We start from the raw sequence: 24,316 nt of genomic DNA on the forward strand, positions 1-24,316 counted from the left end.
CCCTTTAAATTATGTATGACGAAAAAACACCATCATAAAAAGAAACCAGGATTTTTCAAAAAATGGTCAGCCAAACTACATTTGTGGTTTGGCTTGTCCATTGGGTTCCTGATTTTTATTATATCGATTACAGGAGCGCTTTATGTTTTCAAAGATGAGATAGAAAACTTTACCCGCAAAGAATACATCTATCATAACGAGCAAAATATAGCGAGCAAAAAGGTCATTCCGATCCGGGAATTGGAAAAATTGGTTGACTATCAAACCAAAGAAAAATACCCGATCCACTGGGTCAACGTCCCGATTGACAAAAAGATGTCTTACCAATTCTATTGGTATGAGCATCAGCCTGATCAATGGAACTATTTTGATGAATTTCCAATATATAAAGTTGCTTATGTCAATCCTTATAATGGAAAAGTCCTTAAAACCTATGATGAAAAAAACGGATTCTTTGCTATCGTAAAATCCATCCACTGGAGTTTTCTTTTGAAACAGGATTGGGGAACTTATGTCGTGGGTATTCCTGTTATTATTTTCCTGATAATGCTGGTTACAGGGATCATACTCTGGTGGCCAAAAAACAGAGCTGCGAGAAAACAGCGTTTCCGATTACAATGGAAAGATACGACCCGATGGAAGCGTAAGAATTATGACCTTCATAACATCCTTGGTTTCTATTCTTCAATTTTCGCATTGATTCTTACAATAACAGGTTTGTTCTATGCGTTCTTTGTTGTTCAGGCGATGATTTATGTGATTTTTTCGGGAGGAGAAACCGCTTATCCCGATTTTTCAAAGATCACAACGAGGGCGCCAATCGAGATGAGAACTGACAAAACATTGGATAAGATTTCCGAAAAAGTCATTCAGCTTTATCCTGATGCGTATGCTTTTTCTCTGGATCTTGGGCATCCTCATATCGATGACCATGAGCATCCTAATTATGAAGTTTATGTCAAGTATCTGTCCTACTCCTATCACAAGAGCAGCAGCCTGATTTTCGATGAGAACTCTGGGGAGCTTTTGCATACGCACGACCCGAAAGATAAGAATTTTGGAGAAAAAGTAGTTGGCGCCAATTATGACATCCACGTTGGAGCGATATTGGGCTTGCCTACAAAGATCATCGCTTTCATTGTAAGTCTCATCATTGCATCAATGCCAATTACCGGATTTATGATCTGGTGGGGACGAAGAAAAAAAACAGCAACTAAATAATTACAAACAACCTGAATATTGATGATTCAGGTTATTTATTAATTTTATTTCATACTATTTTGGTATGAATTATTTCTTTTTTACAATTGCTCATTAATTTTTAAACTATGGGCAGAACTTCTTCTATTTTTAAAAAGGCTTTTTATGTCTTTTTTATTTTGTCATTCTCTCACTCTTTCGCACAGGATACAGTTAACGGCAAAATCCTTGACAGTATTAATAACAAACCACTTAGTGGCGTCAGGATTTCCTCAAGGTCAGACAAAAACCTGTCCCTGCAAACCGATCAGAACGGAAATTTCACGATCCAGGATCTACAGTCCTATCCTTTTGATTTAAAAATTCAGAAAAAAGTTTTGAAACAAGATTTGTATCAATAAAGGAAAATCCGAGAGACACTTTATTCATCAAACTATTACCAAATGATGTTGTTATTACAGAAGTTGTTGTAACTGCCAGAAGAAGAGAAGAAACGGCTCAACAGGTTCCAATCCCTATTAATGTGATCTCAGGGAAAAAGGCTGAAGAAACCGGCGCTTTCAATGTCAACCGCTTGAAAGAATTTGTGCCTTCTGTTCAGTTTTACAGCTCCACACCCAGGAACACTAGTCTCAGCATCCGAGGTTTAGGTTCTACTTATGGTTTGACAAATGACGGACTTGATCCAGGTGTCGGGTTTTATGTAGATGGTGTCTATTACGCAAGACCTGCTGCGACAACTTTGGATTTTGTTGATATCGAAAGGATTGAAGTTTTGCGCGGTCCGCAGGGCACTTTATTTGGCAAAAACACAACGGCAGGAACTTTTAACGTAACTACAAAGCAACCGAGTTTTACAACCGGTGGGACTGCTGAAATCAGCTATGGAAACTATGGATTCATCCAGGCAAAAGCATCGGTAACAGGAGCAATTACAGATAAATTGGCTAACCGGTTTTCTGCTTCAGGCACGCACAGGGATGGAACAATTTATAATTCGAGAAACAATCAGGAGCTTAATAATATTATTTCCGATCTGGGCTATACTTTGCCTGCCATTGACCCTTTTAACAGGACAGTGGATACAGACACACCCTGGCGGGCAGAACAGGATATGGGCGGATTGGCCCTGAATGTTGAATACAATCTCGGCAAAGGAAAAATCACGTCCACATCAGCGTGGAGATTTTGGAACTGGAACCCGTCCAATGACAGAGACTTCACAGGGCTTTCGGCATTGGCAAAATCCCAGGCACCTAGCAAGCATCAGCAATGGAACCAGGAAATCCGCTGGTCAGGAAACTTTAATGAAAAATTGAGCGGCGTATTTGGTGTTTTCGGAATCTGGCAAAGACTGAGAGCCGGAAAAGATGGCCAAATTGAAGAAGCGGGAAAAGACCAATGGCGGTTTTCTTTATCCTCTGCCAACCAAACAGTCATTGACCAATGGAAAACGCCGGGGCTTCTGGATGGTTATGGCATCAAATCTTATCCTAATCTTAATTCGTTCAGTGGTGCCGTATTTGGTCAGCTGGATTGGGCTTTCACCGAAAAACTTAGTTTACTTCCGGGAATCAGAATTAATTATGATAAAAAAGAAATCGATTTCAGGAGAATTACCTACGGTGGCTTACAGACAGACAATGCTGCTCTCAATGCTATTAAAAATTCAGTGTACAGTAATCAGGAGTTCAATGCAGCGATTGATGATACCAATTTTTCTGGTCAATTGACCCTGGCTTATAAACCGACCAAAAATTATAATCTTTTCGGAACCTTCTCAACGGGCTTCAAACCAGTTGGGCTCAACCTAGGAGGATTGCCAACAAATAACGGAAGAGTGATGACAGAATTGGCTGTCGTAAAACCGGAAAGAATTTTACATTACGAAATCGGGCTAAAATCCCAACCGCTTAAAAATTTGATTTTCAATTTGACGGTTTATAATTCCAATATCAGGGATTATCAGGTGCAAGTCCAGGCAGCAGACCTGTCTATCAACAGAGGTTACCTTGCCAACGCAGAAAGAGTGAGAGTGCGAGGCATTGAAACTGATATTTCATATACCTTCAACAACTTTTATTTCTTTACCAACCTGGCTTATACAGAAGCGATTTATAAGAAATTCACCAATGCGGCACCAGCTTTGGAAGATACAGGTGGTGCGAATTATGTTGATATCTCGGGCGGTGTTTTGCCTGGTGTTTCAAAATGGGCAGGTTCAACGGGCGGAGAATTAAATTTTGCAGGAAAATTCCTGAATTACAGTGGTGACTACTTCTTTGCATTGGATAGCTATTACCGTTCAACATTTTCCTCAAGCCCTACTCCATCGAAATTTTTAAATATTCCTGGCTACGCGTTGTTTAACACAAGATTTGGATTTAGGGTTCGGCAGAGTGTTACGACTTATGTCTGGGTGAGAAATATCTTTAACAGAGATTATTTTGAGCAGCTACTTCCAGGAGCCGGCAACGCCGGACATTACGCCGCTGTCTTAGGCGATCCCAGGACTTTTGGCCTAACCATCAAAGTTAGTTTCTAAAAATTTAAACTTAGATTAATATTTAATACATATTACATTTAATTTTTTTTAAATTTAGCCTTTGAAATTTTTAAAGATACATGTCATTACTTGATTTGTCCCGGCAAGTTGCCCTGGGAATCGATATAGGCGGGACCAATACAAAATTTGGCCTCGTGAACCATCGCGGAGACATCCTCGCAAAAGGAAGCATCAAAACAGATGAATATGAGAAAGTTGAGGATTTTATAGAATCACTTTATCAAAATATTGAACCACTCATCAAAACCTATTCTCCACACAAGAATCTTGATGGTATAGGTGTAGGTGCTCCCAATGCCAATTACTACAGAGGAACTATAGAACAGGCGCCCAACCTGCGCTGGAAAGGTGTTGTCCCTTTTGCAGAACTGATGATACAACGCTTTGGCGTGCCTTGCAAAATGACCAACGATGCCAATGCTGCAGCATTAGGTGAGATGATGTTTGGCGCAGCCAGAGGCATGAGAGATTTCATCATGATTACCTTGGGTACAGGTGTAGGCAGTGGTATTATCGCCGGAGGCAGCCTCATCTACGGGCACGACGGTTTTGCCGGAGAATTGGGCCACACCATAGTAAAACCTGGAGGCAGAAAGCACTGGAGCACCGGTTCCGAAGGCAGCCTAGAAGCATACGCCTCAGCAACTGGCATTTCGATCACGGCCAGAAAATTCCGGGCTGAGTTTCCTGATTCTATGCTGAATGAGTATCCTGAGGATGAAATCAACTCCAAAACAGTTTACGAATGTGCGATAAAGGAAGATCCTACTGCGATTGAGGTTTTCCGCTATACCGGACAAAAACTGGGTGAAGCGCTGGCTAACTTTGTGATGTTCTCTTCCCCGGAAGCTATTTTACTCTTTGGAGGTGTAATCAAGGCGGGTGACTTTTTGCTAAAGCCGACCAAACTACATATGGAAAGAAACCTGCTTCCTATCTTCCGCGGAAAAGTAAAACTGGTTTTCAGCGAACTTGACGAAGCCGATGCTGCTATACTGGGAGCAAGTGCCCTGGTATGGGAAAACAATAATAAATAATTGATATTAGAAATCCTTTGCCTTTTCTTCTAATAGGAATAACTTTTGCTATTAGTCTAAAGAAAATCAAAGGATTTTTTGTGCAATGACCCGATATTTATTAATCATTCTAAGCTTTATCCTCATCAGTTGTAATGGTCAGGATAAGAAAGTAAAACCATTAACAAATCAAACAATGGACAACAATCATTTGGAACATGCCACAATTGCCGGCGGGTGTTTCTGGTGTGTGGAAAGCTGTTTCCATATGCTGAAAGGTGTATCATCCGTCACCTCGGGATATTCCGGAGGACATAAAGACAATCCTACTTACGAAGAAGTCTGCACAGGAACCACCGGTCATGCTGAAGTGGTGGAAATAACATTTGACCCAAAAATTATTTCCTACAAGCAACTTTTAGAAGTGTTTTGGTTTTTACATAATCCCACCACCCTCAACAGACAGGGAAACGATGTGGGAACACAGTACAGATCAGCTATTTTTTATCACTCCGAAAAACAAAAACTGGAAGCAGAAGAATCAATGAAAGCCTCAGAAGCCAAACAGGAATGGAATGGTAAATACGTAACCGAAATTGTACCTTTCCAAAAATTCTGGCCGGCAGAAGCTTATCATCAGGGTTATTACAACGCCAATCCCAATCAGCCTTATTGCAGTGCTGTTGTTGGGCCTAAAATCCAGAAATTCAAAAAGCATTTTGGAGAACTGGGTTGGCTAAAATAAAAAAGTGGAACACAAGTTCCACTTTTTTATTTCCATTCCTGATTACGTTTGTCTTCAGATCTTTTTTTACCATTATCTATATTATAAGCAAAGCCAATTCCCAGAGTTTGTTTCAGTTGGGTCTTTTTGATCTGGTTATGATCATACAAAAGATCCAGTGTTACATTGGTAGAGATATATCTATTAACCTTCATATTTAGGATTCCGCTGTAAGACAGTACCAGTCTCTCTGGATGATCCAGATAATTAGAAAAAACCGAAGCATTATTTTGCAACGTGATATTCTCCATCAGCTTTAATTTATATTGCGCCGTCCCCAGAAAACCAAATTGAAACAACATCGAGTCTCCGTCATTTTTTAGGCCATAACTACCGGCATACTGAAGGTCTTTATCCAGTACAAAAGTAAATCTTGCATTAGCAGGCCTTAGTGTCATTGTAAAATTATCAGATGGTTTATAAGTAAATCCGACTCCCAAGTTTAAGTAACCCGGTGACATAAAGTTTGAGATCTTAGCCGCCTCAGGATTATTGCCGTCACCATAACCGGCCGCAAACTGAGAAATAAGGCCTGCACCACCGGAAACATACCAGTTGGTCGCACCCAGTTTTCTACCATAGTTAGTGGATAAGTTGATAACATCCTGCGTTTTTCTGTTACCTACGCCCTGGGTATTATTCATACCATAACCCAGAATCACAATATTTTCCCAAAGGTCTTTTCCTTTTTCGTATGTCAGGTTATAGTTGACGCCTGCCTGCCAGCCAATATTATTAGCTCCACCGGCAATCCAGTTTGAGAAAGCGGACTGATTCAGCATCAATGTATTTTGTCCAATTACTGACTATGCCTTTACAGAATCCTGTACCGGCTGTTCTTGCGCCTTCGTCATTAGAGCAAACAAAGCGCTGCTTAACAATAGAATTTTCTTCATCGTGTATGTTAGTTTAAAAATGTTATAGTTTCGTGTTAATTAATAAATGGCTTAATAACGCCTGTATTACTGTCGCGTTCCATTTTATAGCCCAAATTATAGGTGATTCCCACACCCAATGTTTGTTTTCTTTGCAATTTTTGGATTTGGTCATGATCATACATCATTTCCAGGCTTACGACTGTCGTGATATATTTATTAAATTTGAGATTAAGGCTTCCTACATAATTGATATCTATCCGCTCAGAATGTTGCAGATAGTTACTAAAGAAATTAATCTGGTTGACATACGTGGCATCTTTGAAAAGCTTAATCTTATACAAAACATTAAGCATGGCTCCCAACTCTGCCCTCAGGCTTTGCCCATCCCTCTCCAGACCATAGTTGCCGGCAAACTGCAGTTTTTTATCCAGCACAAATGTAAATTTGCCATTAAGAGGCCTCATAATCACCTGAAAATTTTCATTAGGATTGTAAGAGAAACCAAGACCTACATTGAGATATCCCGGTGCCATAAATTTGGAAATGCGGTCATTATAAGTAGGATCTGGTGTATTAGCGTAATTAAAGCCCGGCGTAAACTGCGACAAAACCTGGAAACCAGTGGACAGGTAATAGTCCTTAGCCAACTCATAACCATAATTGGTAAGAATATTAATATAATCATCAGTTTTTCTGGTAGATTGGCCTGTAGAAGATACTAAGCCATAACCCATCTGGATATTATTGTCCAGATAATGTCTGTTTTTCTTGTAGACGATATTGTAATTGATTTTCCCCAGGACACCAATATTATTATTCCCACCGGCATACCAATTCGCAAACGAAGATTGGTTAAAAACCAAACTGTTTTGCCCAAATATAAACCACCTTTTCAGCGTAGGCAGAGAAAGCATAGATGAGGGTGTTAAAGGGCTGGAGTCGCCTGCATTAGGAGCCACCACGATATTACTGTTCAGTTTTACAGAGTCTTTGCGGGCTGTTTTTATTTTCACAATCCGCGGATTTGCCAAGCTGTCTATGTCAACGCCGGAAGAGTCCCATTTTTTTTGATTGATAGAGTCTATTAATTTATGATAATCTGTGATCTGAGCCTGAGAAAAAAAGCATACACAAAACAACAGTAACGCTGATATCTTTTTCATTAAATTCCTAATTTGATGCAAAAATAGTAAATCAAAATTTTAAAAATCTGACTTTAACGCCAAATAATGTATTAATAAGTCAATTTCCAGACAAAATTACCATCAAAAAAAATTGGCTGCATTATTGTGAAAAAAAAATAATGCTGCTAAAATCAATTAGAATTCAGGCTCTTCTTGCACCCGCCTTCATGCTGGCCATGATGTGGAGTTTTTATCTATTGCAGACGCTTGGTTTTTTCAGTGGCTGCAATGGCGCTATTATACCACTTATGCCTCAGGGCCTTAAGGGTGTCATATTTGCGCCATTGCTGCACGGCAGTCTGGATCATATTATCAGTAACTCCTTACCGATAGTGATACTGCTCTTTTTACTGTTTGAGTTCTACCCAAAAATTGCATTTAAAATTTTCATCATTGGCTGGATTGCCTCCGGCCTGTTGGTTTGGCTGCTGCCGCCAATTGATATCAATACCGGAAACTGGAACTACAGCTGTGTCATAGGTGCCAGTGGGCTGGTCTACATGTTGGCATTTTTTATATTCTTCAGCGGGATATTTCGGTGGGATGTCCGGCTCATGACTGTTTCGCTGGTAGTTGCCCTATACTATGGCAGCCTTATCTGGGGGATTTTTCCCGAAGAATTTTTTTATCAGCTGCCGGAACCCAGCAGAATCAGCTGGCAATCGCACCTTGCCGGAAGCATTACTGGTCTGATGCTGGCCCTGATATTCAGAAAACAGGCTGATAAAAAAATCAAATACATCTGGCAATATCCTAATTATTACAGTGAAAAGGATGACAAACTATGGCAGGCTTACATCGCCAGCCACCCTCAAAATTTCGAAGAACTGCCGCAGCTGAAACAGGAAAATATCTGGGATTATCTGGATGAGATTCGTAAAAACGAAAAATAGTTTTTATCTTCGTAAGAACTCTAGCAACCATGTTTTACGAAGAATATCTTTACCTCATTGCACTGCGCCAATGCAATAACCTTGGCAACGCCAACTTGCGTAAGCTGACCAACAACATTGGCTCAGCAAAACAGGTCTGGGAATCTACTCATAAAAACCTGATGGCTGTTGATGGCATCGGCAAAGTAAGGATCAAAGATATTGGCAACCCGGAGTTTATCCGCATGGCAGAAAAAGAACTGCTTCACTGCGAAAAACATGGTATCAGCATGGTTTCTCTCCGGGAAAGTGGCTATCCAAAACATCTGCAGAATTGCGATGACGCTCCTGTTCTCTTATTTTATCAGGGCAACCTAAACGTCATACAAAACACTATCAGCATTGTTGGCACCAGAAAGCTGACGTCTTACGGTAAGACTTTTATTCAGGAATTTTTATCCGAATTGCGTGGCAATCCTATATGTACGGTAAGCGGCCTTGCCCTGGGTGCAGACACCTGCGCCCATGAAGAATCCCTTAGTACCAATATCCCGACTGTTGCAGTCCTGGCACAAAGCCTGAACAGCATCTATCCTGCTGCCAATAAAAAACTAGCACGCCAAATTTTGGAAAATAATGGTGTATTGATGACCGAATACGCGAGTTTTGATGGTGCCAGCAAAGAATACTTTCTTCAGCGTAACAGGATTATAGCAGGTCTATCGCCCCATCTTGTGGTGGTAGAAACGGCCTACGGCGGCGGCTCTGTCACGACCGTGAACTGTGCCAACAGCTATAACCGGGATGTCTTTGCGCTCCCGGGAAAAATAACAGACATTTACAGCCAGGGCTGCAATATGCTTATTGCTCAAAACAAGGCGGAATCCATTGTCAATATCAAAACTTTGGTCCAGAATCTCAACCTATCTTTACAACCTCAGCTTTTCACCGAAGAACAGAAAAAACAAGAAATTAATCCGGCGCAGAAAGATCATCTTAAAACACTGGAAATCATCAGGCAATCAGCATCTGTTTCTCTGGATGAGATTGCAGAAAAAACAGCAATTTTGCATCACAAATTATTACCAATTTTACTGGATCTGGAACTTTATGGCTACATCAAATGCCTTTCCGGAAGACAATATCAGATCATCTAAGAAAAGCATCGTTTCGAAAATTTGAAATAAATTAATATTAACTTCAACTATTCTTAACATAAAACTCGTAATTATACATTTTGCAAATAAGTACAGTCATATTCTTAAATTTTAAATAAAAACCAAAATATTACTTGCGAAATTCGAAATTAAAATTAAATTTGTTGTCATAATTATAGAATAATGGAACACTATAACGTTGAGCAAAAGATTCAGGAATTTATGGCAAAAATTGAAGCCAAAAATCCTAATGAACCAGAATTTATACAGGCCGTAAAAGAAGTTGCAGTAACTGTAATTCCTTTTATCGCAACCAAGAAAGAATATACCGGCATGAAGCTTCTCGAGAGAATGGCAGAACCGGAAAGAGTAATCATCTTCCGCGTACCATGGATTGATGACAAAGGAGAAATCCAGGTCAACAGAGGTTTCAGAATCCAGATGAACTCTGCTATCGGCCCTTACAAAGGTGGTATTAGATTTCACCCGACTGTTAACCTGAGCGTTCTTAAATTCTTAGCTTTTGAACAGGTTTTCAAAAACAGTTTGACCACATTGCCAATGGGCGGCGGAAAAGGTGGTTCTGATTTTGACCCTCAGGGCAAGTCTGATATGGAGGTTATGCGTTTTTGCCAGGCCTTTATGACAGAACTTTCCAAACATATCGGTCCGGAAACCGATGTCCCTGCGGGAGACATTGGTGTGGGCGCCAGAGAAATCGGATATCTTTTTGGTCAATATAAAAAAATCAGAAACGAATTTACCGGTGTGCTAACCGGAAAAGGCCTGGCATACGGTGGATCGCTAATCCGTCCGGAAGCTACGGGTTATGGGGTGGTATATTTTGCAGAGCAAATGCTGAAAACCATTAATGAATCTATTGCTGGCAAAACGGTTGTTGTTTCAGGATTCGGAAATGTGGCTTGGGGTGTTATCAAAAAGATTGATGACCTTGGCGGAAAAGTAGTGACTATATCAGGGCCAGACGGCTACATCTATGACAAAGATGGTATCTCTGGGGAAAAAATAGATTACCTGTTGGAGCTGCGCGCTTCCGGGAATAACAGAGCCGAAGATTATGCGATAAAATATCCCGAAGCTCAATTCTTTGCTGGTAAAAGGCCTTGGGAAGTAAAATGTGATGTCGCCTTCCCTTCTGCCACGCAAAACGAATTGGATCTAGATGATGCCAGAGCTTTGGTGGCCAATGGTTGTGTATGCGTTACTGAAGCGGCTAACATGCCTTCTACACTGGACGCTATCAACTACTTCCTAGATAACAAAGTACTTTTCTCCCCAGGAAAAGCCTCTAACGCTGGAGGTGTTGCCACTTCCGGATTAGAAATGACCCAGAACTCAATCCGCCTGAACTGGACTTCTGAAGAAGTGGACGCCAGGTTGAAGGAGATCATGATTGGTATTCATAAGTCGTGCAGAGATTATGGCAGAGAAGAAGATGGTTATGTCAACTATGTAAAAGGTGCTAACATTGCGGGTTTTGTAAAGGTAGCTGAAGCTATGCTTGCGCAAGGTGTTGTATAAGCAGCCAATCAAAATAAAAAGAAAAGCAGCTCGTTTTGAGCTGCTTTTCTTTTTTATGTAAGAATAGAATTTCTATTTTGGCAAACCTTTTTTGAGGGCATAATTAGCACGCTCTACGGCTTTTTTCTCTTTCCAGTTCATATATCTGGCTTTGAAGTTTTTCTTCATAAAATTATCGAAGTTACGCTGCACGGTAAGATTCCATAGAGAATGTGCTTTTACACCCCAGCTTTTATCCCAGGCTCTGAGAGAGATTGAGAAGCTACCATCCAAATACTTCATCCAGTGCCACCAGCCTGTCGGCATAAAGAGTGTATCGCCATGTTCCAGAAAGCACTCGATGCCTTCTACACCATCCAAAGCCGGAAATTTGCTGAAATCAGGATTTTCTATATCATAATCTTCCAAAGCATAAGTAGCATAAGGAATCTGGTACAACCGGTCTTTCCATTTATAATCAAACAACAGGATATGTTTTCTTCCGTTGAAATGCGTATGGAAGATATGCGCCATATCTATATCATAATGCAAAAACGTAACAGAGCCTTTCCCTCCAAAAAACATACTTGGGTATTTGTCCAGAAAGCCTCCCATCAGGTCTTTTGGAGAAATATAATCATTCAGGATTTTCGGGGCATGTTTTATTGGGTCAAAAAAGAAAATCCTTAGATCCGTCGGTTCTCTTTGTATCAGATCGATATAATCTGCAAATTTCATCTCTGCAGTTGGCGCATTGATCGGAGCTGCCGGATCTGCTTTGGAACTGTCATACAAAGGCACTGTGACATCTCCCACCACCTCTTTTATATAATCCATCGTCCACTTTTGATAAGCCGGCCATTTTTTGGCCATGTTTTTAATTACCAAAGGTTTTCTAGGCTTCAGGTATTTTTCAAAAAATTCCTCTTTTGTGATATCATCTACAATATCAATAGGTTTTAGAATGACTCCCATGTTGATGTATTATTAAGCTGCAAATTTATTAATTTTTAAATTGCCAACGAAAAAAAACAAAATTATTATTTATATCAATTATAAATAAGCCCTATAAAATAACCTTTTTTGATCTTTATATACCAGATTCACGTTCCTTACTATTTTATCTTGGTGATAAAGCCTGATCAAAAGCCAAACACTAGTTTAACTTTATTGATATTCTACACTCCAATAAAATACTTTGTAACAATTCGACAAAATGTTTTACTAATGTTTTAGTGATATAGAATAATAACCGTGAAAATGCCTTTCGGATAAGACTTTTACTCCCAGAGGCACTCACTTTTTTAAATAAGAATACTATTACCTATGAGAAAACTTCTATCTTTATGCCTTGTGCTGGGTTTTTCTATGATTATGCTGGCACAAAAAACGATTTCCGGCGTCATTACCGATACAGACGGAAAAGCTTTGGCCAGCGCCAGTGTAACCATCGAAGAGCCCGGGAAAAATGCAATTCTGGCTTACGGAATTTCTAATGCAAAAGGCGAATATAAGGTAAGCTTTACTTCTTCGGAAAGCAATCTTGATCTTAAGATTAAAGCTTTTAACCAAAAGCCAATTACCACTTCTATTAAAAACGAAGATCAGAAGCAAAACTTTTCTATGGACTCTCAGGCTACCGAAATCCAGGAAGTGCGGCTAAAAACAAAACTGATTACCAAAAAAGGAGACACAATCTCCTATGATCTTAAATCTTTTGAAAATAAAAATGACCGTACCTTAGCTGATGTATTGAAAAAAATCCCCGGCATCGAGGTGAACAAAGACGGAACCGTTCTCTATCAGGGCGAAGCGATCAACAAATTCTATGTAAACGGCAAAGATCTCATGGAGGGTGGTTACGGCACGGTTAACAACTCGCTCCCAAAAGATGCAGTATCCAAAGTTGAAGTGTTGGAAAACCATCAGCCGGTGAACATCCTGCGGGACAAACTACCATCTGAGCAAGCTGCCATTAATATCAAACTCAAAAAATCGGTCACGATGACGGGGCGTGGTGAGATTGGTGCAGGCTTCAGCCCACTACTGTGGAATGTGAAATTAACACCGATGTTTTTTGGACAGAAAAACCAATGGGTCGTTAACTACAAGGCTAATAACAATGGCGAGAGTGTAGAAAACGAAGGTAACCTATTGGCTTTTGGAAGCCGTTGGGAAGGCAGGAGAAGCCAGGCTGCTCAAAAATCCTGGACCAATGTAGAAACTGCAGGTATTCCTAATATTGGAGAGAAAAGATATTTACTGAATAATGTGCATTTCTTCTCCGCCAATCTTTTGACAAGCCCTTTTAAAAATAAGGAGTGGGAACTGAAGGCTAATGCATCTTATACCAATAACAGTATCAAAAGAGAAGATTTACAGACAAAAGTATATGAGCCAGGCTCACAGGCAGTAAATCAGGGAGGGACCTTTATATCAAGCACTAATAACAGGTTTTTTGATAATGTTGCCAAAGGAGAATTAATTTTTACAAAAAATGCGAAAAAAGGATTCTTCAAAAATACAACCACGTGGAACAGCTTCTGGAACACAGACAGAGCCGACGTAGATAACAATCTGCCTCCTCTCCAAAATGATCTTACAGCAACACCCATTCACAAATTTGCTAATGAATCACTGGAATCTCCTTCTAATATGTTCCAAAATTCATTAAGTACCATTATCCCGTGGAAGGATAAACTGGTGAATTTTATGAGTTGTATCAAATACCAAAAAGACAAGCAGACACTAAAGGTTAATCCTGGAAGTTATATGGATAATTTTGGTTTTGGGAATTTCAACTCGATTACCCAGTACACCAATTCAAAAACAATGGAAATCAACCATTCTGCATCTGTTGGGTTATCTTATAGAAAATGGACTTTCACACCGGAATTTGGTTTGAATCTCAATTTTAATAATCTTAGTTCCGCTATTACCGGTGAAACCAATGGCAGTAATATGTATCTTGGCCAGGATTATCAGAATGATGTAGACTGGAATGAGGTACAACCATATACCCAAGTTGGTGTTAATTACAAATCACAGAATCTAAGCCTGAATGTCACATTGCCAATGAATTTCTATGGCATCACTTACAAAGATAATTTAAGACAAAAATATCTGGATAAGAGCAAAACGGTGTTTGAACCTAATATGTTTGCCAGCCTGGATTTTGCTTCGTTTTTCAAACTGTGGGCATTTGCTAATCAATCCTATGATTTTGGTAATTTTGGTTTCCTGTATGGTGGAAAGATGCTGACAAATCCTACAAGCCTGCAAGTAAGATTCAGTGATAAGATAGAGATGCCAGAGTATCTTACAAGAAGTGCTGGATCCCGTTTGGAATACAGAAACCCACTGAATAATTTATTTTTCAACGTAAGGTATAACTACTCTACCAACAAAAGAAACCTTATAGAAAGCTATACCACAAATGGTTTTATATCAGAGCTGATGCTGCAAAGTTTAGAAAATACAATAAGGAGCCAGACAGAAGGCGCTGAAATTGGGAAATATTTTCCAAAATTCAAAACCAATTTATCAGTGAGTGGTACCAATACAGATTCCAACTCATTCTCTTATTTTAATTCTGATCTTAGAGAATCATCTAACAGCAGGCAAACGATGGGTATTAAATTTAACAATACCTACTTCAGCTGGTTAAGTGTAGATTATAATATTAGTCTCAATTGGAGTAAGAATACCAACAAAAGTGATAATACGGTATTTACATCCAGCGGGTGGAATCATAATCTTGCAGCGTATATCTACCCAAGCGACAACCATACGTTTGGTTTTAACTGGGATGACTTATCTACCAGCGCCAGCGGTAACCATTTCAGAAATACTTTCTTTGACTTATCCTATCAATATACATGGGTTAAGAAGAAGATTGATTTCGAATTCAAATGGCTCAATATTGCCAACAGAAAAGTTTATGAAACTGTCAATGTAGATGTTTTGCAACAGCTTGTAACAACCAACCAAATGTACATCCGTCCAAGCCAGTTTATGTTCACGGTTAAGTTTAACTTCAAATAACACACTATTTTTTTATCGAAAAGGCAGTTCAATTATTTTGTCTGCCTTTTTATTTCACTAATTTTAAATCACTAATTTTTTAGTCATCAAAATAATTTCATTCAACATCAATCACTTAAAAATATAACCATATGAAAAAAGTACTACTTATTTTAGCCCTTATGCTAAGCTTAGTCGCCATCGCACAAGGAACCAGAATTATGTATGAATACAGATTTATTTCCAATATAGACAAAAAAGACTCTGCCGATACAGAACTGATGTACCTGGACATCAAAAAAGACGGCAGCAAGTTCTACAGCAGGCAAAAGTTTGCAAGCGACTCTGCAAGGGAAGCTTATTTCGCGAAACAAATCTCTATGGGATCAAAAAACTTCAATTACAGCGGCGGTAATCCAGGGAAAGTTGGTTATACCGTTACAAAAACTTATCCTGATTTTGTCACCACACTACACACCGCAATGGGACGTTCAAAATTTGCAGTAAAAAACGAAAAACCTTTAGCTTGGAAAATCCTGCCAGAAAAAAAGACAATCGATCAGTTCGAAGTACAGAAAGCCACGGTTGACTTTGGAGGAAGAAGCTGGACAGCCTGGTTTTCCCAGGATTTCCCTTTTCAGGATGGGCCTTATAAATTCCACGGGCTCCCCGGGCTAATTCTTGAGATGGAAGATTCTACTGGCACACATCAATTTAAATTCGTGGGAAGCAAAAAATTTGATGAAGTAGAAAGAATCGATAAAAAAGATGATCTGGGGAGCACAAAAAGCGGTTTTGTCGTTAAGTCAGTTGGGCTTGGCGGTAAAGAATTGGAAGTGACAGAAGACCAATTCCGAAAACAATGGAAAGAATACAAGAACGATCCGACAAAGGAGATGAAGCAGATGCTTTCCCAAGGCAATGTCAAAGTAACCATGAATGTGAATGGCAAAGCGATTACCGATAATTCGGAAATGCTACGTTCTATGGAGAAAAGCCAAAAAGAGCAGATCAAAAACGATAATAATAAAATTGAGCCTGCACTTTACCCATAATTTCTCATAAATACTTACTTTTATAGTCCTCAAATCTGAGGACTTTTTTATGCAGATACAATAAAATTACAATGAGTTACTTATCAAGACTTAAAAATATAAAAGCTTTCGTTTTTGATGTAGATGGTGTTTTCACAGATGGCAGCGTTTATCTGTTACCTGACAAAAGTATGAGCCGCGTGATGAGCGTTTTGGATGGCTATGCCATTGTACAGGCGATCAAAAAAGATTTCGTAATAGGGATTATCACCGGAGGCAATGACCCGATGGTAAAAAACAGGATGGAGTATCTGGGAATTACAGATTACTATGCCAAATCTTCACATAAAATCTCTGATTACCAAGATTTTAAAATAAAATACAATCTGAAAGATTCCGAAATCCTGATGATGGGCGATGATGTCCCGGATATTGGTATTATGAAACTCGCGGAGATTTCTGCCTGTCCCGCCAATGCCGTTCAGGAAGTGAAAGCCATTGCCGATTATATTTCGCCGGTTTTTGGTGGGAAGGGTGCGGTGCGCGATGTGATAGAACAGGTGATGAAGGTACAGGGAAAATGGAACCTGGACGAAGAAACAAAATCAGCTTAGTTAATTGATAATGAAATTATTACTAGCCTCTAATTCCCCCAGACGAAAAGAATTATTATCACAGCTTGGATACGATTTCGAAGTCGTTAAAATTGATGTTGATGAATCTTACCCTGAGGATTTGAAACCCAACCAAATCTCTGAATATGTTTCGGCGAAAAAAGCAGCAGCACTGGAAGTCCGTCCGGGCGAAGTTCTGTTAACCTCAGACACCATTGTAGCACTGGATCAGCAGATTCTTCTAAAACCCAAATCCGAACAGGAAGCTTTTGCCATGCTAAAGAAACTGTCTGCAAAAACGCATCAGGTTTACACGGCTTTCACTATTAAAACCGATACTTCCCAATTGAGCAGGACAAGCAAAACAGATGTAGAATTTTCAGAAATCAATGATGACGAAATTAATTTTTATATCAACAACTATAAGCCTTTTGATAAAGCCGGATCTTACGGCATACAGGAATGGCTGGGTATGGCAAAGATCAAAAACATAACCGGATCTTTCTATGCCGTGATGGGTTTGCCTGCGGATCTGGTTTATGAAGAACTTAAAAAACTGGGCTGTTTCCCTGCTAACTTCCAAAACCGCAAGCCTTAGATAATTTTCCTTGCAAAAATTCGTTATTTTTACAGATCATACTCTGGAAATTGATTTTGAAACAAATTAGATGAGAAAATATTTACTAATCATAATAGCTGTCTTAAGCGTTGTTGCCTGTAATCCGAGATTCAAAAAGAAGAAAACCAAGAGTGGGCCCGTTCACCGTTTTATGACCTATTATAACACTTTGTTCAATAGTAAAGAAGCTTTGAACGCTGAATTGCAAACGCGTGACAAAACCCATACGGACAATTTTTATGATCCTTATATCTCTGTCTATACGACAGAAGATAACGCTGCAGATCTACAAAATACACCAGCCGCAGGAAGTGCTTCTGATACAGAAATGGGTCCCAGAGGTATGAGAAGCGCCAGCGAAAATGCTTTTGGAGCCGGCGGCGGCGGTGCGAGAGGCCAGTCCGGGAACAAGGGTGCATCAATCCTGCAAATTGCTGAGGCAAAGGCACAAAAAACGATTTCCAAATATTCGGTCCTCGTTAACGGTGTAGAAAAAAATAAGAAAATTTTTGATGCTTATATCCTGTTGGCCAAAGCCAAAATGTATCAGGGCAAGTATCTAGAATCTTTGGATGCTTTGGGCTATGTTTTCAACACCATGAGCAAAGACAAAAGGCTGCCATTAGCAAGAATATACCAAGCTGTTAACTACTCCAAGCTCAAAGAATATTACCGCGCAGATGAAGTGTTCCGTGGACTGGAAGATGATCCTAAAATAAAACTTACCCGGGAATACAAAGCCATATTAAAAGTCTATCAGGCAGATAATTTTCTGAAATGGGGCAAAAAAGAACTGGCTGCAGAAGTTCTGGATGAAGCATTTACCTATAACAAAAACAGGAAAACCCGAAGCAGAATTGCATTTTTAAGAGGGCAAATCCTTGCAAGCCTCGGTAAGAAATCCGAAGCCAGAGAATCTTTTGCCACAGCTTATAAATATGCAAACAGTTACGAGTTCGAGGTTAAATCTCAGATAGAAATTGCCAAAACATTTGATGGCAAAGCAGACAGTTATGACGAAGCTGTTGCCTACTTGGAAAAGATTGCCAAAAAAGGGACTTATGCTTCCCGCAAAAATGAACTGTATTATGCAACCGGCCTTATTGCAACTACTGTAGCAAAAGATTCTATAGCTGATTCTTATTTTAGGAAAGCACTCAAAGAGAAACAATCAGACCCGCAGATCCGCGGGCTTACGTATTCTGAATTAGCCAAAAAATATTTTACCAAAGATGATTATCTTACCGCCGGTATCTACTACGACAGCGCATTGGCAGTCATGACCTACAAACCTGAAAAAGACAGGCTCACCGAGTTGACAGCCAATATCAAAAAACTGTCAAAGAATTATTATGTCATCAAGAAGAACGACAGCATCCTGGCTTTGGCTAAGATGAGCCCTGATGAGAAAAAAGCTTATTTTACCAAGTATATTGATAAGATTAAAGAGAAAGAAGCTGCAGAAGAATTGGAAAAAAGAAGAGCAGAAAAAAATAAAGGTTTTGATAACGGAGATTATAATGCTAACTCCATATTTGCTAATAATTCGTCTGACGCCAATAGCTTTCAGAATTTTGGGATCAGCAGCGGCGGATCCACGTTCTATTTTGCCAATACCAATAATATCCCAAGAGGTGAAGTAGCCTTTAAACAGACCTGGGGCAGCAGGACATTGGCAGACAACTGGCGTTATTCTGCCAAATCAGCAACCATAGAAGACCTCAAAAACGAAGCTCTGGGCATTGCAACAGCACCAGATCCCCGGCGTCTGGAGCCAGAATTCTATATCGAGAAAATCCCTACATCAAAAGCAGAACTTGACAAACTGAAAAAAGACAGAGACACCGCAAGCCTGGGCATGGGAAGGATGTATGAGAACTTTTTTGGCAATACAAAACTGGCAACCAAAACACTTTTTGATCTTACAGACAGCAAACCTGACGAGGAGACTGATCAACAGGCACTGTACAACATCTTTGTTTTTAATCAGGAAAAAAATCCTGCTGAGGCAGAAAAAGCTAAGCAGCTGATTTTGCAAAAATACCCTTACACATCTTATGCAGAATTTGTTAAAAACCCAAAGAGCAAAGACCTCAACAAATCATCAGAGAATGTAGAAAAGCTCTATGCTGATGCCTATAAACTCTATGTGACCGAGAAATATACCGAATCATCGGCTATTATAGATAAAGCCATCGCAGACAACCCAAAAGATGCGCTTATACCTAAGTTTTATCTTTTGAATGCTTATAATGCAGGCAAAACGGCAGGCAAAGAGATTATGATTTTACAACTGGAACAGATTGTTCTTAATTATGCTAAGACTCCGGAAGGCAAAAAAGCCAAAGACCTTCTCAAATTCTTAAAAAGTGATGTCAAACTGGAGTTAACAGATGAGAATGGCAATGCTGTTACGCAAAATCCACCGCAACAGAAATCTGCCGAAGAACAGAAACAGGCAGAGCAAAGCACAGATTTTGCAGCCCCTGTAAGTTCCGGACCCGGAAGACCCGGAGGCAATGGCAATCCGAAAAACCCGGATGCACCGCGAATACAAATGCAGCGCAGAAGTACAAAATAAAAGAGAGCAATTGCTCTCTTTTTTTGTTAATTATATTTTATCCAATTGGACTGTAAAATGCCTTAAGATATCAGGCTCGTGTTTGATTTTATATCCCTTCGTAATGTCATCTCGCCTTTCAAAAACATTAATGACCGCTGCGGCAACATAATCCATATGGTTATTGGTGTAAGTCCGTCTTGGTATCGCCAGTCTCAGCAATTCAAGTTTTGGATAGCGGTTTTCTCGTGTTTCCGTATCCCGGTCTGCGAGCAAAGTCCCTATTTCTACCCCACGGATGCCTGCTTCTTTGTAGAGCTCTATGGCCAAAGTCTGCGCAGGGAATTCCTCTCTTTTGATATTTGGTAAAAAACTAAGCGCATCAATGAAAACAGCGTGCCCGCCAATCGGCTTTTGAACCGGGATTCCGGCTTCCATCAATTTGTTTCCCAGATATTCCACTTGGGAAATCCTACTTTCCAGATAAGGAAATTCGGTGGCTTCGTCCAGACCGGCCGCCAAAGCAGACATATCTCTCCCTGCCATTCCTCCGTAAGTGATGAAACCCTCATAAATAATGGTGAAATTAGAGGCTTTTTCAAAAATCTCTTTATTCTTCAAAGCGATAAAGCCGCCGATGTTGACCAAGCCGTCTTTTTTGGAGCTCATTGTCATTCCGTCTCCGTAAGAGAATAGTTCTTTACAGATTTCTTTAATACTTTTATGCTGCTGTCCTTCCTCTCTTTTCTTGATGAAATAAGCATTTTCTGCAAATCTTGCCGAGTCGAACAGAACAGGAATCCCAAATTTGTCAGACAATGCTTTAACGGCTTTGATATTCTCCAAAGATACGGGCTGTCCTCCGGAAGAGTTGCAGGTAATCGTAATCAGACAAAAAGGGATTTGCTCTTTCGGATGAGATCTGTAAACCTCTTCCAGCTTTTGCAGATCGATATTCCCTTTGAAGGGATGAAGATTGTTGATATCAAAAGCCTCATCAATAGTACAGTCGATGGCGTGTGCTTTTCGGATTTCGATATGTCCTTTTGTTGTATCAAAGTGGGAGTTTCCCGGTACAACATCGCCTTCTTTTACCATGACCGAGAACAGAACATTTTCTGCCGCCCGACCTTGATGCGTTGGCAATAAATATGGAAACCCCGTAATTGTTTCAACGGTTTGTTGTAAAGCTTCGAAAGAGCGTGATCCGGCATAACTCTCGTCACCAATCATCAGTGCGCCCCATTGTTTGTCGCTCATCGCTCCGGTTCCGCTATCTGTTAAGAGATCGATGTAAACGTGGGAACTTCTGAGATTGAATAGGTTATAATCGGCTTTTTTCAGCCATTCTTCGCGTTGTTCTTGTGTGGATTGGTATATTTCTTCGACCATTTTGATTCTAAATGGTTCTGCGTAAGGTAATTTCATAATAATGAATAGTTAAGAAAGAATAATTAATTTCGTGGAAAATGATTATAACTTCTATCCTGGGACAAAACCGCAGCCCGACTTGAGTGGAGCTCTTTTTCTTTTTTGACAAAAAAAGAAAAAAGCGGGAACGGAAGGCGGAAAAGCTGCCCAAAAAATGATAATTAATAATCGGCAATTAATAATCAAAAAACTACTCCGGTGCCTTGAAAACACTTTCGTCTGAATGGAATCCGGCAACGCCACCGCTCACCGCAAACTTCATAGCCTCGGCAGAGCTCATCCCGTTAACTTCTTTAATATTATTGAATTGGGTAACAATCACCCAGCCGGACACGGCGTAAGAATGTGGCAGATAAACAGCAACCATCTGATCTAGATTGACGGCAGACATATCAGACTGTGTCAAAAATCCGATTCTCCAGATCTCAGGATTTTCATTGGTTTTAACCCAAACCGGCACATTGAATTTTTTTTTATCTCCCACAAAAGAGCCGAGAACGTCCTTGAGTGAAGTATAAATGAACTTAATCCCAGGGATATGTTCCAAAACATAATCAACACCATCAACAATCAACCGACCGATGATGAATTTGTTTCCCATAAACCCGATAAAGGCGGTCCCAAAGATAACAATGAAAAATATGAGCCCCGGAAATTTACCCGAAACCGACGGCACCAGATTGTCTATACTGAAAACGATGTACCAGATAATCCATACAGTAATCGCAAATGGGCCAATGATGATGAGCCCCTGGATAAAGGACCGCAGAAAAAGCCGAAGGTAATCGTTAAAGCTTCTGTTCATTTTAATTTAATAGTCTCCTTGTCCTCGCAAACTGACAACGTTCATTTACTCATAAAGTGTTAATGATGCCCAGTCAGCGTAGTATTAGCGTTTGTTTATCCGTGGATGGTTTCTTTGTTACCGTAAGATTGCATGACCTCTGCCTCGTAAGCCAGCCATTCTTCCCAGCGCTGGTTAACTTTTTCGGGATCGCCGATCTGTCTTGCAAACCCGATGAATGTGGTGTAATGATTGGCTTCGGAAATCATAAGGTCGTTATAGAATTTTTTCAGTTCCGCGTCTTTGATATTTTCCGTCAGAACTTTGAAGCGTTCGCAGCTTCTGGCTTCTATCATGGCTGCGAAAAGCATTTTATCTACCAAAAGATCTTTGCGGTCGCCGCCTTTTACAATAAATTTCACCAGATCGTTCACATAATCGTCTTTGCGGGTTCTCCCAAGGATGCCGCCTCTCTTTTTGATAATCTCGTGAACCTGATTAAAATGATCCAGCTCTTCCTGCGCAATAGCCAGAAGTTCGGTAACCATCTCGGTATGCTCCGGAACCATTGTAATAAGCCCAATGGCGTTGGTTGCTGCTTTTTGCTCGCACCAGGCGTGGTCTGTAAGAATCTCTTCCAGGTTATCTTCTGCAATATTGGCCCATCGTGGATCTGTAGGAAGTTTGAGACGAAACATTATTTTGATTTTTTTGTAAAATTAAGAATAATAATCAATTATTAGATGCAGTTTTTTCTCTCAAATACTGTAAAATTTTCCAGCCCAGATCATCTATTTTTTTAAGCCCCTTTGCAATAATAACCGCCAACAAAATATTGACTGGATAGATAATCAAAACCAGCCACCACCAGCTCATAAAATCTTTTAGCGGAACCACGATAAAATACATCAGAGACGAGCTCATCCCCTGTGCGAAATAAAAGAAGATCGCATCCTGACCAACCTTTGTGAAAAAATTAGGCTTATTGATTTTCAACCGGTTATAAAACACAAATAATGTTACCAGAGAGAATAAAGTCCAAATAATGTAAGGGATTTTTGGAGGGAACTTCTGCTTGTTGAGTTTGTAAAAAATCTCACCCCCGTAATACCAAAACATCCAAACCAAAGCTGCGGCAACCAATCCGTAAAGCACAGGGATCATTTTGGCCGGGATCTGTTTTCCGCGCATTTTGTGAGCAATCAGAAAAACAGCCATATAAAAAGCGACATAACCAACCTGTCCGCTAGGATAATATTGCGGAAATATATTGAAGATCAAAGTTAAAGCCGCGCAAATCCCGATAAACCAGTTGATATGTCTCGGAAAAAACCTTAATATTAAAACGCCTAAAACAGTCAGGATATAATAAACTTTCAGATACCAGAAGCTGCCCATTACCACAGGAAAAGTATCACAATTAGAATATTCGTGCAGATACCAATTCCCCAAAACCTGCCATTGTGGTTCTGCCGAAATGCTTGCCGGAACATATTTGCTCCCAAAGGTAGAATAGAAATCCTTCAGCCATTCAAAAGAAAAAACCGTCAGTCCAAAAACCTTGAAAAAATAATCCAGAAAGAACAGGAATGTCACAAAAATCATATAGGTGATCTGCAGCTTCAGCAATCTGTAAAGAGTTTTCTCAACATTATTCCCGGACGTGATTCCGCTCAAAGCATAAAACAGCGCCACATCAAAAACCAAGGAAAATACGCGCACTTCTGTCGGCAGGTAAAACTGACCACTCCAGAAAGCCGTGTGAATGAAGATGATGGAAATGGTAGCAAACCCTTTGGCAAAATCAATATAGAGATCTCTTTTCATCAATTATGAATTATTTACAGGACTCAAAATTATCACAAATTTCCCAACTTTTACCGTCCGCGAAAACATTAGCGGTATTGCCAACAATTATTTACTCCAATTTGTTAAAACTTCTCAAGACAGTTTTACTTAGCAAAGAATGTTGCCTTGCTTTTATTGAAAGACTTTAAAGCCCGCTATAATAAGCCCCTTTGTGAGTATTATGTTCAAAAAATACAATTATTTAACTTTTATCGCTCGATACTT

At 39.8% G+C, this 24,316-nt stretch carries 19 protein-coding genes and 1 pseudogene; 13 read left to right on the top strand and 7 right to left on the bottom strand.

Going from position 1 to position 24,316, the window contains the following annotated elements; all coding sequences use genetic code 11:
- The first annotated feature begins 15 nt into the window (after nt 1–15).
- The 5 genes from B0B05_RS00160 (at nt 16) to msrA (ending at nt 5,527) form a co-directional block, all read left to right on the top strand.
- Nucleotides 16–1,221, top strand: coding sequence for a PepSY-associated TM helix domain-containing protein (locus tag B0B05_RS00160; protein ID WP_076781302.1), 1,206 nt, complete (start codon nt 16–18; stop codon nt 1,219–1,221).
- A 107-nt stretch (nt 1,222–1,328) separates the two neighbouring features.
- A complete protein-coding gene (locus B0B05_RS16370; protein ID WP_143745915.1) occupies nt 1,329–1,601 on the top strand; it encodes a carboxypeptidase-like regulatory domain-containing protein in 273 nt (90 codons plus the stop codon).
- A 122-nt stretch (nt 1,602–1,723) separates the two neighbouring features.
- Nucleotides 1,724–3,745, top strand: coding sequence for a TonB-dependent receptor (locus B0B05_RS00165; protein WP_221406957.1), 2,022 nt, complete (start codon nt 1,724–1,726; stop codon nt 3,743–3,745).
- Nucleotides 3,746–3,825: 80 nt separating this feature from the next.
- Complete coding sequence (locus B0B05_RS00170; protein ID WP_076781304.1) at nt 3,826–4,803, top strand: ROK family protein; 978 nt, start codon at nt 3,826–3,828, stop codon at nt 4,801–4,803.
- Nucleotides 4,804–4,888: 85 nt separating this feature from the next.
- Entirely contained in the window at nt 4,889–5,527 is a 639-nt protein-coding gene (gene msrA / locus B0B05_RS00175) for a peptide-methionine (S)-S-oxide reductase MsrA (RefSeq protein ID WP_076781306.1), read from the top strand.
- Between the two features lie 26 nt (nt 5,528–5,553).
- On the opposite strand, the pseudogene B0B05_RS00180 reads toward msrA, so the two are convergent.
- A pseudogene (locus B0B05_RS00180) lies at nt 5,554–6,462 on the bottom strand (DUF3078 domain-containing protein).
- Nucleotides 6,463–6,497: 35 nt separating this feature from the next.
- Nucleotides 6,498–7,607, bottom strand: a complete 1,110-nt coding sequence (locus tag B0B05_RS00185; RefSeq protein ID WP_076781307.1) for a DUF3078 domain-containing protein — start codon at nt 7,605–7,607, stop codon at nt 6,498–6,500.
- Nucleotides 7,608–7,747: 140 nt separating this feature from the next.
- Here B0B05_RS00185 and B0B05_RS00190 point away from each other — a divergent pair, with 140 nt between their 5' ends.
- The 3 genes from B0B05_RS00190 (at nt 7,748) to gdhA (ending at nt 11,199) form a co-directional block, all read left to right on the top strand.
- Nucleotides 7,748–8,521 carry a rhomboid family intramembrane serine protease gene (locus B0B05_RS00190; protein WP_076781308.1) on the top strand — a complete coding sequence of 258 codons (774 nt, stop codon included), beginning with the start codon at nt 7,748–7,750 and terminating at the stop codon, nt 8,519–8,521.
- A gap of 29 nt (nt 8,522–8,550) precedes the next feature.
- Nucleotides 8,551–9,657: a DNA-processing protein DprA gene (gene dprA / locus B0B05_RS00195; RefSeq protein WP_076781310.1), complete on the top strand. Its 1,107-nt coding sequence runs from the start codon at nt 8,551–8,553 to the stop codon at nt 9,655–9,657.
- 183 nt (nt 9,658–9,840) lie between these two features.
- Nucleotides 9,841–11,199, top strand: a complete 1,359-nt coding sequence (gene gdhA, locus B0B05_RS00200) for an NADP-specific glutamate dehydrogenase (protein ID WP_076781311.1) — start codon at nt 9,841–9,843, stop codon at nt 11,197–11,199.
- 72 nt (nt 11,200–11,271) lie between these two features.
- Here gdhA and B0B05_RS00205 read toward each other — a convergent pair whose 3' ends face one another.
- Nucleotides 11,272–12,153, bottom strand: coding sequence for a cupin-like domain-containing protein (locus B0B05_RS00205; protein WP_076781313.1), 882 nt, complete (start codon nt 12,151–12,153; stop codon nt 11,272–11,274).
- Nucleotides 12,154–12,504: 351 nt separating this feature from the next.
- Between B0B05_RS00205 and B0B05_RS00210 the strand changes: the two genes are divergently transcribed.
- From B0B05_RS00210 to porW, 5 genes are all read left to right on the top strand, one after another.
- Nucleotides 12,505–15,222, top strand: a complete 2,718-nt coding sequence (locus B0B05_RS00210; RefSeq protein ID WP_076781315.1) for a Plug and carboxypeptidase regulatory-like domain-containing protein — start codon at nt 12,505–12,507, stop codon at nt 15,220–15,222.
- Between the two features lie 131 nt (nt 15,223–15,353).
- Complete coding sequence (locus B0B05_RS00215; RefSeq protein ID WP_076781317.1) at nt 15,354–16,256, top strand: GLPGLI family protein; 903 nt, start codon at nt 15,354–15,356, stop codon at nt 16,254–16,256.
- A gap of 71 nt (nt 16,257–16,327) precedes the next feature.
- Complete coding sequence (locus tag B0B05_RS00220; RefSeq protein WP_076781319.1) at nt 16,328–16,849, top strand: KdsC family phosphatase; 522 nt, start codon at nt 16,328–16,330, stop codon at nt 16,847–16,849.
- 10 nt (nt 16,850–16,859) lie between these two features.
- Complete coding sequence (locus tag B0B05_RS00225; RefSeq protein ID WP_076781321.1) at nt 16,860–17,447, top strand: Maf family nucleotide pyrophosphatase; 588 nt, start codon at nt 16,860–16,862, stop codon at nt 17,445–17,447.
- A 70-nt stretch (nt 17,448–17,517) separates the two neighbouring features.
- Nucleotides 17,518–20,049, top strand: a complete 2,532-nt coding sequence (porW, locus tag B0B05_RS00230; RefSeq protein ID WP_076781323.1) for a type IX secretion system periplasmic lipoprotein PorW/SprE — start codon at nt 17,518–17,520, stop codon at nt 20,047–20,049.
- A gap of 30 nt (nt 20,050–20,079) precedes the next feature.
- Here the strand turns inward: porW and B0B05_RS00235 are convergent, their stop codons facing one another.
- From B0B05_RS00235 to B0B05_RS00250, 4 genes are all read right to left on the bottom strand, one after another.
- Entirely contained in the window at nt 20,080–21,456 is a 1,377-nt protein-coding gene (locus B0B05_RS00235; protein WP_076781325.1) for a tryptophanase TnaA, read from the bottom strand.
- Nucleotides 21,457–21,649: 193 nt separating this feature from the next.
- A complete protein-coding gene (locus B0B05_RS00240) occupies nt 21,650–22,264 on the bottom strand; it encodes a DUF502 domain-containing protein (RefSeq protein WP_076781327.1) in 615 nt (204 codons plus the stop codon).
- 95 nt (nt 22,265–22,359) lie between these two features.
- The gene (gene miaE, locus B0B05_RS00245) at nt 22,360–22,941 is read right to left on the bottom strand and encodes a MiaE family protein (RefSeq protein ID WP_076781328.1); all 582 of its coding nucleotides are present in this window, start codon (nt 22,939–22,941) and stop codon (nt 22,360–22,362) included.
- Between the two features lie 34 nt (nt 22,942–22,975).
- Nucleotides 22,976–24,070 carry an acyltransferase family protein gene (locus tag B0B05_RS00250; RefSeq protein WP_076781330.1) on the bottom strand — a complete coding sequence of 365 codons (1,095 nt, stop codon included), beginning with the start codon at nt 24,068–24,070 and terminating at the stop codon, nt 22,976–22,978.
- Nucleotides 24,071–24,316: the final 246 nt, after the last annotated feature.

It is taken from the genome of Epilithonimonas bovis DSM 19482 (genome assembly GCF_900108115.1).
Taxonomy (GTDB): Bacteria; Bacteroidota; Bacteroidia; order Flavobacteriales; family Weeksellaceae; genus Epilithonimonas; species Epilithonimonas bovis.